Annotated in this window: 12 protein-coding genes and 2 pseudogenes; 7 read left to right on the forward strand and 7 right to left on the reverse strand. The window is 38.6% G+C overall.

The features are described from left to right. The 4 genes and pseudogenes from SORDD24_RS11140 to SORDD24_RS05605 all read left to right on the forward strand — a co-directional run. Positions 1-138: ATP-binding protein (locus SORDD24_RS11140; protein WP_231082721.1), on the forward strand; the 138-nt coding region annotated here is incomplete at its 5' end. A 6-nt stretch (positions 139-144) separates the two neighbouring features. Beyond that, positions 145-243 (forward strand): annotated as a pseudogene (locus SORDD24_RS12025) (peptide ABC transporter); the annotation flags it as partial. 55 nt (positions 244-298) lie between these two features. Further along, positions 299-549, forward strand: a pseudogene (locus SORDD24_RS11145) (hypothetical protein). A gap of 327 nt (positions 550-876) precedes the next feature. Beyond that, on the forward strand, positions 877-1,926 hold the full coding sequence (locus tag SORDD24_RS05605; protein ID WP_061408467.1) for a DUF389 domain-containing protein: 1,050 nt from the start codon (positions 877-879) through the stop codon (positions 1,924-1,926). A gap of 212 nt (positions 1,927-2,138) precedes the next feature. Here the strand turns inward: SORDD24_RS05605 and thrS are convergent, their stop codons facing one another. The 3 genes from thrS to SORDD24_RS05620 form a co-directional block, all read right to left on the reverse strand. Further along, a complete protein-coding gene (gene thrS, locus SORDD24_RS05610; protein ID WP_061408470.1) occupies positions 2,139-4,082 on the reverse strand; it encodes a threonine--tRNA ligase in 1,944 nt (647 codons plus the stop codon). Positions 4,083-4,092: 10 nt separating this feature from the next. Continuing rightward, the gene (locus SORDD24_RS05615; protein WP_196757275.1) at positions 4,093-4,719 is read right to left on the reverse strand and encodes an adenylate kinase family protein; all 627 of its coding nucleotides are present in this window, start codon (positions 4,717-4,719) and stop codon (positions 4,093-4,095) included. Between the two features lie 258 nt (positions 4,720-4,977). Beyond that, positions 4,978-5,352, reverse strand: coding sequence for a hypothetical protein (locus SORDD24_RS05620; RefSeq protein WP_042902762.1), 375 nt, complete (start codon positions 5,350-5,352; stop codon positions 4,978-4,980). 209 nt (positions 5,353-5,561) lie between these two features. Between SORDD24_RS05620 and SORDD24_RS05625 the strand changes: the two genes are divergently transcribed. From SORDD24_RS05625 to SORDD24_RS05635, 3 genes are all read left to right on the forward strand, one after another. After that, entirely contained in the window at positions 5,562-6,404 is an 843-nt protein-coding gene (locus SORDD24_RS05625; protein ID WP_061408480.1) for a metallophosphoesterase family protein, read from the forward strand. A gap of 72 nt (positions 6,405-6,476) precedes the next feature. Beyond that, positions 6,477-6,914, forward strand: a complete 438-nt coding sequence (locus SORDD24_RS05630) for an Rrf2 family transcriptional regulator (RefSeq protein WP_061408482.1) — start codon at positions 6,477-6,479, stop codon at positions 6,912-6,914. Between the two features lie 67 nt (positions 6,915-6,981). Continuing rightward, positions 6,982-8,004, forward strand: coding sequence for a YdcF family protein (locus tag SORDD24_RS05635; RefSeq protein ID WP_061408484.1), 1,023 nt, complete (start codon positions 6,982-6,984; stop codon positions 8,002-8,004). A 317-nt stretch (positions 8,005-8,321) separates the two neighbouring features. Here the strand turns inward: SORDD24_RS05635 and SORDD24_RS05640 are convergent, their stop codons facing one another. The 4 genes from SORDD24_RS05640 to SORDD24_RS05655 form a co-directional block, all read right to left on the reverse strand. After that, positions 8,322-9,104 carry a DUF4037 domain-containing protein gene (locus SORDD24_RS05640; protein ID WP_061408488.1) on the reverse strand — a complete coding sequence of 261 codons (783 nt, stop codon included), beginning with the start codon at positions 9,102-9,104 and terminating at the stop codon, positions 8,322-8,324. Between the two features lie 20 nt (positions 9,105-9,124). Beyond that, positions 9,125-9,520, reverse strand: coding sequence for a VOC family protein (locus tag SORDD24_RS05645; RefSeq protein ID WP_061408491.1), 396 nt, complete (start codon positions 9,518-9,520; stop codon positions 9,125-9,127). A gap of 101 nt (positions 9,521-9,621) precedes the next feature. After that, entirely contained in the window at positions 9,622-10,173 is a 552-nt protein-coding gene (locus SORDD24_RS05650) for an NAD(P)H-dependent oxidoreductase (protein ID WP_061408494.1), read from the reverse strand. A 473-nt stretch (positions 10,174-10,646) separates the two neighbouring features. Further along, positions 10,647-11,505: MFS transporter (locus SORDD24_RS05655; protein ID WP_061409514.1), on the reverse strand; the 859-nt coding region annotated here is incomplete at its 5' end.

Below are 11,505 nucleotides of genomic sequence, written 5' to 3' on the forward strand. Positions count from 1 at the left end.
CAATCATCTGGACTGGGGCTCTATCTATCCAAGAAAATTTCTGAGGAACTGGGCCACCAGATTCGTATCGAGTCTGAGGTTGGGATAGGAACAACCGTACGCATCAAGTTTTCCAATAGGAATCTGATGATTGAGTAAGCATAGTTGATGACAACCTTATCTATCTGTGGAATTTTTGTTCTAGTCTATATCTCTATTTTCATGATAACGTCTAGAAGTTACCGTAAGATTGTCCAGATGTAAAAAATGTTACACTAGGAAACGACTAGAATATAGTCAAAAAATAAAAGAGGCAAAAATGAAAGAAAGTTATTTTGACGGAGGTATCCTAGATTATAGTGGATACTCTATCTTAGTAGCCATAATTTTCGGGCTTACCTTGGGGATCGCAACACCTTGGGCGATTTGCATGATGCAAAATTGAAAACCAAACACACAGTAGTGGATGGGCAACGTCTATACTTTGACGGGACTGGAACACAACTGTTCGGTAACTGGATCAAGGGGTTTCTTCTAACCATCATCACGTTTGGGATCTATGGCTTCTGATTGAAAATAAAAATGAAGCAATGGATTGTCGAACAAACCAATCATGTTTAATCATTAAACGGCATCTTCTTTCAGAGGAGATACCGTTTTTTTCTTTTTCGTATAAGAAAACAAAAATTTCTTCCTTCTCTATCTGTTCAATTGATAGATTTCTTCAGAGAAAGACTGTAAAATTTTTGATATAATATCAAGGATGGACTGATGGATGCTTAAAGGATAATTTTCAAAAACATAACAGCTGAGAAGAAAAATATGTAAGATTGAACAGAAGTCTCTCTACCATCATCCAAGCAGAAACAAGATTATATGAAATAAAAGGAGTAACCAATGACCAGAAATTATTCAACACGTGAATACCGTGAGAAATTATATGATGATCTTCATGTTCGATTAAGAGATATAGTGATTTTGATGTGTGCGATTTTTATTGCCTCTATAGGTCTAAATATGAATTCAACAGCTGTCATTATTGGAGCCATGCTGATTTCCCCTCTTATGACACCGATTGTTGGACTGGGATTTGGTTTAGCTATTTTTGATACGCGTTTAATCAAGCAATCTCTAGAGGTTTTATTTACTCAAGTATTGGTCAGCTTGCTTGTCTCGACTCTGTATTTCTGGATTTCTCCCTTATCTTATGCAAGTAGCGAACTGATTGCACGAACCTCTCCAACCATTTGGGATGTTCTCATTGCTATTGCTGGTGGGATAGCAGGTGTAATTGGGTCAAGGAAAAAAGAAGCAAACAATATCGTGCCAGGAGTAGCCATTGCAACAGCTCTGATGCCGCCTATCTGTACTGCAGGCTATGGTTTAGCTAGTGGAAATGTACGATTTGTATTTGGGGCTCTCTATCTTTTCTTGATCAACTGTGTCTTTATCATGCTAACCAACATTGTTGGAACAAGAATTTTGATGAGAAAATCTCCTTTAAGTTCATTTAAAGAGCTAAACATTAAAATGAAAATTGGCTTGACATCATTGATTGTATTATTGATTCTTCCAGCCAGCTACTCAGCAGTGACTCTGACGATGGATCAAGCGCGAAAAGAAGGAATCAAACAGTTTGTAGAAAAAGAGTTCGCCAATCATACAGTCATTAATCAAGTCTACAAGTCAAGGAACAATGAATTGGTCTTGACAGTTGTTGGAGATCCGATTTCAGATGAAGAATTAGAAACGCTCCACCAAAAACAAGCCTCTTACGGTATTCAATCTGTTGAATTGAAAGTCAATCAAGTCCATAATTCGACAAAATTAGACAGTGATACGACCAAGGAATTTTATGAAACCATTAACAAGTATATCGATCAAAAACTCTCTGAAAAGGATTCACAAAAAGATCTCGTAAAAGAAAATGAAGCAGACAAGGATTGAGGATATTGACCTTATCTAACTCATGAAAGCAAATCTTGGAAGGATATCCTATATCCAGCAGTTAGTGGATAGAAAGGATTGTTTCTGAGGATACCATTTGTGGTGGTTTAACCAATCACTACTAGCTCAGGTTAAATAAAATATAAAAAAGCAACAACTATTTCGGTTGTTGCTTTTTCTTACTGAAAAATGTTTCTCAGACAGTGATCGTTTTATTTCTCAACACGAGATTTGTTGGCGATATCAGCAAGGATTGCTACTACAAACTCATCTACTGGGACAGTTTGTGTTTCTTTTTGGCCATAGCGACGAACGTTAACTGTTCCGTCTTCCATTTCCTTGTCCCCAACGATTAATTGGTAAGGAATCTTGCTAGTTTGTGAAGCACGAATCTTGAATTGCATTTTCTCATTACGTTCATCCACATCAGCACGGACACCACGATCACGAAGTTTCTTAGCTACTTCCCAAGCGTAGTCAACGTGTTTCTCGTTAGATACTGGGATGAGGGTTACTTGATGTGGTGCAAGCCATGTTGGAAAGGCACCCTTGTAGTTCTCAATCAAGATAGCTGTGAAGCGTTCCATAGTTGAGATAACACCACGGTGAATCATAACTGGACGGTGTTCTTCACCATCAGCCCCAATGTATTTGAGGTCGAAGCGTTCTGGAAGCAAGAAGTCAAGCTGGATAGTCGAAAGGGTTTCTTCTTTTCCAAGGGCTGTCTTAACCTGAATATCCAATTTTGGTCCGTAGAAGGCTGCTTCGCCTTCGGCTTCAAAGTAGTCAACACCCATTTCATCAAGGGCTGCACGAAGCATGGTTTGGGCATTTTCCCACATCTCATCGTTATCAAAGTACTTGTGAGTATCTTGAGGGTCACGAAGAGAGAGGCGGAAGCGGTATTCAGTCAAGTTGAAGTCTTCATAAACATCGATAATCAACTGAAGGGCACGTTGGAATTCTTCTTGGATTTGTTCTGGAGTAACGAATAGGTGACCGTCGTTGAGAGACATTTCACGCACACGTTGAAGACCAGTGAGGGCACCAGATTTTTCGTAACGGTGCATCATCCCGATTTCAGCGATACGGATTGGCAACTCACGGTAGGAGTGAACATGGTGTTTGAAAACTTGGATGTGGTGTGGGCAGTTCATTGGACGAAGGACAAACTCTTCACCGTCCCCCATGTCCATAGTTGGGAACATGTCCTCTTGGTAGTGATCCCAGTGACCAGAAGTTTTGTAGAGTTCAACAGAAGCAAGTGGTGGAGTGTAGACGTGTTGGTAGCCAGAAGCTAACTCCTTGTCGACAATGTAGCGTTCCAATTCACGACGGATAGTCGCACCATTTGGCAACCAGAATGGAAGTCCTTGTCCGACTTCTTGAGAAATCATGAAGAGGTCAAGCTCTTTACCAAGTTTACGGTGATCGCGTTCTTTAGCTTCTTCACGCATTTGAAGGTAGTTCTTCAAGTCTTTCTTGTCGAACCAGGCTGTACCATAGATCCGTTGCATCATAGCATTGTCGCTATTTCCACGCCAGTAAGCTCCAGCTACATGGAGAAGGTGGAAGATTTGGATGCGGCCTGTTGAAGGGACGTGCGGGCCACGGCAGAGGTCCACGTATTCACCCTGACGGTAGATAGTCAAACCGCCCTCGTCTTCAGAGTGTTCTTCAATCAATTCCAACTTGTAAGGGTCGTTTTTGAAGATTTCACGCGCTTCATCTTTCGATACTTCTTCACGAATAGAAGGGAAGTTTTCTTTAACGATTTTTTGCATTTCTTCTTCGATACGTGGTAGGTCTTCGTTAGAGATTTGACCAGCAGTATTGTCGGTATCGTAGTAGAAACCATCTTCGATAGCTGGACCAACACCCAAGTGAATGTCTGGGAAAAGGCGACGAGCTGCTTGGGCAAACAAGTGGGCAGCTGAGTGGCGCAAGATTGGAAGGGCATCTTCGTGATCTGGTGTCACAATTTCGATGCTTCCGTCCTCAGTGATAGCACGAGTCGTATCGATGAGTTTGCCGTTGAATTTACCAGCCAAGGCTTTTTTAGCTAGGGAATTGCTGATAGATTGGGCAATTTCAAAAGTTGTAACGCCAGATTCGAATTCACGAACAGCGCCATCTGGGAAAGTAATCTTAATCATAGTTTTCTCCTTAAATATTTATTCTATTTTTGTTGGACAATTTTAAGAGCCGAGCAACTTCTTCCACAGTCTGATTCTCTGATTGACTGCCATCTGTTACGAGACTAGGATAGCCTAATTTCATCGCTTCCTTACGAACCATTTGGGCAAAAAGAATGTCTCGTTGCATCCAGTTTTCAAAAGCTTGCTCAGGGTTGGTTGTACCCTCTAAGACATAAGGAACCCATTCTCTCTGTATATAATGCTTTTTTTGAAAATCAGCTGTCGGAGTCAAGCATAGATAGGAAGACGCTGGGCATTCAAGCTCCTTTACCAAGTGAGGCAAAAGTCCTGCTCCCTCAACCAAGAGAGGTCTATCTTGATTTTTTATCAAGTAAGATTTTACATAAGGAAAAATCTCTTCATAAAAGCGCCATTCTTCATCTGCCATCTCTTCTGGATTTCTCATCCAGATTTGTTCTGGACTTCTGTCCTGTCTCAGAAGGCAAATTGGCTGTGAGTCTGCACTTGCTTGACTCATCATCTCGTCTACCAAATCATCCAATTTGATATGAAGTAGTTGATACTGTCTAGCAAGAAGTGAAGCAATTGTTGATTTTCCACTACAAGGCGATCCGCCAATCATATAAAGCATCATTCTTCCTCCTTCTGACAAAATAAAAACGACATCCTCGAAAGGACGTCGCAACGTGGTTCCACCTTCATTTATGTTCCTCAAAAAAGAGGAACACCTCTGATTGGCTTTAACGTAGCCACCGTTTTATGTTTGCATAAAAGTCAGTAGAGTAGTATCAGTTTAGGCTTTCTATGCGTTTCCAGCAACCACGCACTCTCTAGTAGAAAGGGACTAAGTGACTTGTCTCTATGCATTATTATAGCATGATTGCGAGAATTTTCAAGGTTTTTGCATAATTTTTTTATTTTTCTCTCGCTGGAAGACATGCTTGATCCCCACACCAGAAGCCATACCAAGTAGGGTAAAGATTTCGTAAGCTAGGAAATAAAGCAGGATGAACTCACCAAAGGTGATGATGGTAAAGCAATAGAGCAGACCAATACCGAGTAGCCACCAAAGTGAGAAATGAAATCGATAGCTATAAAGTAGTGATACGATAAAGGTTGCCAGAGGTGAAAAGAGGATGATGTTGTAAATGTACAGTCCCTTCAGTGTATATGGGTCAGAGATGAGTAGAGAGAGGAGTTCATAGAGTGGCCAGTAAAAAAAGAAAATGACAAGGTAGTATGGGATATACTTAAGATAATTCCGCATGGCAATAATCCTCCAATCTGCAAAAATTGAGAGATATTTGAGAGATATTGTAGACCACATAATCCTAAATGAAGGGGAAATCTCTACTTATATTATAGCACGATTTAGAAGCTCTTACAAGTTGATCAGGTAAGCAGTGATAGTGATTTTTTGGTAGTGTTTTCTGCTATAATACTAACAGAAGAAGTAAGAGGAAATGAGGGGAAAGAATGACGAAAATAGCAGTTCTTTCAGATATACATGGAAATACGACAGCTCTGGAAGCTGTACTGGCTGATGCAAGAGCTGCAAGGGTAGATGAGTACTGGCTTTTGGGAGATATTCTCATGCCTGGAACAGGACGTAGAAGGATATTGGACCTCTTAGCTAGCTTGCCTATTACAGTAAGAGTTCTTGGTAATTGGGAAAATAGTCTCTGGCGAGGCCTGCATCGCAAGTTAGATCCTACAAAAGCGAGCCATCGTTATCTCCTGCGCCAAAGTCAGTACATTTTAGAGGAGGTCAGCCCTGAAGAAATCGAAGACCTCAATAATCAACCCATGCAAGTTCATCGTCAGTTTGGTGATTTGATGGTGGGAATCACTCACCATCTCCCTGATAAAAACTGGGGTAGAGAGTTGATTCATACGGGAAAACAAGAAGATTTTGATAGATTGGTGACGGAGCCACATGCTTCTATCGCAGTGTATGGCCATATCCACCAACAGTTTCTTCGTTACGGAAGTGACGGACAGTTGATTCTTAATCCGGGTTCGATTGGGCAACCCTTCTTTTTAGATGCGAAGTTGCGTAAGGACCTGCGTGCCCAGTATATGATCTTAGAGTTTGATGAATCTGGTTTGTCTGATGTTGATTTTCGTCGAGTGGATTATGATGTAGAAGCCGAATTGCAGCTGGCTAAGGATTTAAAGCTTCCTTATTTTCAGGTTTACTATGAAAGCTTGGTAAATGGAATTCACCACACTCATAATCAGGAGCTTTTGTATGAAATTGCTCAAGAACAAGGGCATGATATTGAGTTGGATGCATGGCTAGATAGTAGTAATGATTGACATGACATCAAAAAGGGGTATAATGAGTATGAGAAGAGAGATGATGAGAATCTCAGGTGAAAGGGGAACAAAATGCAAATTTCAAGTCGATTTACCATTGCGACTCATATGCTAATTATCATTGCTATCAAGGGCCAGGAAAGCAAGGTGACCAGTGATTTTCTCGCTGCCAGCGTTGGGGTCAATCCAGTCATTATCAGAAAAACCTTGTCCCAACTTAAAAAAGCTGAGTTGATATCAGTTGCGCGTGGGACGGGCGGTACTGAGATTATCAAAGACCTCCAAGATATCAGCCTTTTTGATATTTATCAGGCTGTTGAATGTTTAGGAAAATCTGGTAAACTCTTTAGTTTCCATGACAATCCCAACCCTAAGTGTCCAGTAGGAGCAAATATTCATGAAGTCTTGGATCAAAAATTGCTGGATATCCAACTAGCGATGGAAAACCAACTTCGTCAGACGAGTCTGGCTCAGGTTGTAGCTGAAACTCAGGATAAAATGATCAAGTAAGAGGGCTAGAGTCCTCTTTTTCTATTGCCATAATTATGGTACAATGTAGTCATCAAAGGAGAAGACTATGTACTTTATTACAGGATTTTTTGTCCTACTTTTTCTGATTTCATTTTTTAGGGACAATCGCAGTCTCTGGAATCCTGCTCTTTTGCTTTTGTCTCTGCTCTTTTCTTACCTGTCTATTGCCAATTTTTTTTACGAGGCTGGGCAAGAAGAATTGCACATGATTTTCTTTGCAGTGATTTTTCTCTTGCTTCCATTTTTAGTTTTTCTAAGTGGCTTTTTCCTTATTTATAACGGATTTGTGTTATTGAAAAAAGAAGGAAGATCCAAGGCAAATTATTTGTCTCTGGGACTAGGGTGCGTGATTCTATTCTTTTTTGTGATCATGGCGATTCGAGTGAGCGATACTAAGGGCTTGTTCTACACCAATCATCTAGTGAATATTATCTTTTTCTTTTTGATTTATTCGTATTTGATTTTTGGTTTTGCCTTTGCAGGATTTCTGCTTTATTCTATCCTATACCTGTTTATTCCTAAAAAGAAAAGCTATGACTTTATCATCATTCACGGGGCTGGTTTGTTGGATGGAGAAAGGGTGAGTCCTTTGCTCAAGCGTAGGATTGACAAGGCGGTCGAGGCTTACTACAAGTCGAAAAATCCAGATGTCAAATTGATTGCTAGTGGGGGTCAAGGAGGAGATGAGAAGATTTCTGAAGCACAGGCAATTTGTAATTATTTGCTGGAAGAGACGGATGTTCCGAGAGAAGTGATTCTCCTAGAGGAAGACTCAACGACGACTTATGAGAATCTTCTCTTCTCAAAAGAAATGGGAGAGAAACTGGTGGCAAGTCCACGTTTTCTCTTTGTGACTAATGACTACCATGTTTTTCGAACCAGTACCTATGCTAGACAACTCCGTATGAAAGGAGATGGCTTGGGCTGTCGAACAGCGGCCTACTATATTCCATCGGCCTTTATCAGAGAGTATATTGCTCTATGTGTGAAGATGAAATGGCTTTTTATCGCCTTCTATGTTTTATTGATTTTAGCTTTGATTTTCTCTTATAAGGGTATTTTATGGTAATATGTGAACTCATCGGTGGGTGATTTTTGCAAAATTCATAATGTAATAATTGTCAGATTCTCTAAAAAAATACAGTATCTTAAAGAAAAAATGAAAGTTCCATTAGTAGCAACAATGGTAGAGTGGGTCAGGAGATTGTAGGTGAGGCTTTGGAATAGCTTGATGGTTACTCGTCAATCAATTGGACAATTTCTAACCTAGTTACGGATTTTCAGAGAGGGTCAAAAATAAGCAACTGCATATGAGTAGACTAGATTTTTACAGTCAACGACAAAAAAATGTGAGCCAGCAACAGAGGTTCACATTTTCTTTTGGGTTTATGGCAAAATGGCTTTTAGTTGTTTCAGGATTGTTTTCAAGGCTAGAACCGCTTGCTTTCCTTGCTGCGGTTGGTAGAGTAGTAGGAAATAGTCGCGAATAGTTCCTTCAAATTGCTTAGGTAGGAGAGCGCAATTGGTCTTAGCATAGTCAAGCATTCGTTTTTCACCAGGATGGGTTTGCTCATTGAGTGCAAACAACAAGTCAAAGTAGGAAGCAAAAAATTCACTTGAGCGATGATTCATACTGAGAAGATCTTGGCGTTTGATAGCTTTTTCTATTTGGTGAGAGAAGGCAGGCATGGATTGTTCTAATAAAAGGAGTTGCCTTTCAATGATATGCTTTTTGAGTTCCTGTGGGTAAGGAATCTGGTAGGCTTTTTGGAGAGAAGTATAGCGCCCATTCGGATCGTATAGGATTTTACTGTGGAGTAGATTGTGCCACATACAGGTTGTATAAGAGTTTTGGGCCTGATGCTGAAAAACAGTTGAGTTTAGTTCTTGTTCAAACGACTCCAGCGAACGATAAATCAACTCGATTTGGATACCGTTGTTTAGTATACAGTCATCCTCTAATTCCCAAAACTGGTTTCCAATCTCCATATAAGAGCAGTACTTAGTCAAAATTTTTAGGCGAGTCGCCTCATCAATAGGTGAGTTGAGATAGATATAGACATCATAATCAGAATTTTGATCATAGTCTTGTCCTGCACGTGAACCACCTAGAGCGATGGCTTCTACTTGTTTCAATTGAGAAAATTCTTTGTAAAGTTCTTGGATCATTGTTTTTCTCCTTTTTTATTTTACGATTTTAAATGTGTTGTTAATTCCAGTAAATTACCTTCGGGATCAGATACAATTGCTTCATAGTAACCATCACCAGTTGTTCTCGGACCGGATTGAATGGGAAAACCGTCTTCTTCAAAGCGTTTTGCAAATGCATCAACATCCGCTTTGTCTCCTACAGCAATAGCTAAATGGTAAAATCCAAAACTATTTTTATTCTTTTCTACAATATCTGGGCGATGACAAAGTTCTAGACGTGCACCATTTTTAAAATTCAAAAAGTAAGATGAGAATTCTGTTTTAGGATTATAATATTTTTTCGTTGCAACGGCATTAAAGTATTTCTCATAAAAAGATTTCATTTTTTCTAAATCATTTACCCAAACACCTACGTGTTCAATAGAGATTGTCATTGTGTTATCCTTTCTTGTTAAATTATAGTTATCTTTGATAAAATATCAAACGATAAGATAAAATGGAATAAAGAGTGAGATCAATACAACAGAATATAAAACTATAGATGCATTAAGAATTGAATATAGTCAGAAGCACTTTTTTCAATTTCCTCCTCTTTAGAAAAATATGCCTCACCGGGTATCTTCTCTGAACCATAAAAAGTAAAAAAATCACGATAATTTCCACGACAATAAAATTTAAATAAAATCTTAAAAGGAACTAATACTTGTTCAAGAGTATAGTGATATTTTCCATCAAGTTGATAATCTTTCTCCTGAATCCCAGCGGATACCGCTAATGCTATTTTTCTACCTTGTAATTTATCTCCTCCATTTTTACCATAGGACCAACCATAGATTAACACATCATCTATCCACTTTTTTAGTAATGATGGACTAGAGAAATTAAATATAGGAAATTGAAAAACTAAGTTTTGATGAGACTCGACTAATTTTTGCTCTCTTTTTACATTGATATTGCTGTCAGGATATTCTTTATATAATTCATGAATGGTGTATTCTTCTGGGTATTTTCGCAATTCCTCAATCCAACGTTTATTAATAATTGAATGTTCTATATCTGGGTGTGTTACTATGACTAATGTTTTCATCTATTTTTCCTCCTCTGGATGATTCTACTCCTAGTATATAGGGAGATAGTGTGGTTATTTCTTTGCTTATTTTATCCCATTCAGAATAGGGATTAAAGTTTTCTGTGTCTTGTTAAGGCAACTCCTACTTTCGGTGGAATATATGGGAACTCTGTTCGTGATATAATTCCGTCATTAATTTATTATTTCAATCTAATACTTCTTAGAATATCAAATGAAATTGCTCCAATTAATCAGTGTGGTTCCATTGTAATAAATGACTGTTTGTTTGCTAAAATATGCAACATCATCACTTTGTATTCTTCACTAATTATCGACGTGTTATAATCAAAATCACTTTCTCTAAGCGGAATGCTATTTGAGCATAAATATTTTAGATTTTTCTTCCCTTTTTAATAAGTAATTTATGTTTCAAATTAGTTGTAGAAACATTTTTAATTTGGAACATGATCCAATCGACTATTAAAAAACTCTCATCTATACACTGTTTCTTCAGTGCTAGTTATTTTATTGTTTTCAGCCCACTCATGCATGATAAACATCAGGAATAGAAAGAACAAAAGATAGAACGGATAAATTGAAATATTGGTTACATCACTTAGGATTCCAAAAAGCTTTGGCATAAAGGCGGAACCGATATAGGCTGAAGCCATCTGAATGCCGATTAAACTCTGACTATTTTTCCTTCCAAAACGTTCAGGAGTAGAATGGATAATACTTGGATAAATAGGAGCACAACCAAGGCCGATAGTAGCAAGCCCTATTAAGGCAATTGTATAATGAAAACTGAAGGTAAGGAGAATCAGACCTATGAAAATTACAATGAACCCTAAGCGAATCATATTTTTATCTTCAAGTCTTTCTGCAATAAAACCAGAAATTGCTCTGCCACCAGTGATTCCTATGTAAAATATTGAAGCGAAGGATGTTGCTGTTTCTGCTGGAATATCTTTGACTACATTTAACCAACTAGCTGCCCAAAGTCCGGTCGTCTGTTCAAGAGCGCAGTATCCAAAAAAACAAAGCAAAATTTGAGGGGCACCTTGAAGTTTTAATGCTTGGGAGATTGAAAGAATATCACTATTATATTCTAACTTCATTCCTTGATCTTTTGCAGTCCATAAAGGTAAAGAAATAAATATAATAGTTGTTAATATAACCTGTATGATTCCAATGATTCTGTAACCGACAGGCCAGTCATAACCACTTGACAAAATCATTCCCATGATATAAGGACCGATAGAAGCCCCTACCCCCCACATACAATGTAGCCAAGATAGATGCTTAGAAGAAAAATGTAATGCTACATAGTTATTTAGTGCACTATCAACT

The sequence above is a fragment of the Streptococcus oralis genome, assembly GCF_001579175.1.
GTDB classification, from domain to species: Bacteria; Bacillota; Bacilli; order Lactobacillales; family Streptococcaceae; genus Streptococcus; species Streptococcus oralis_O.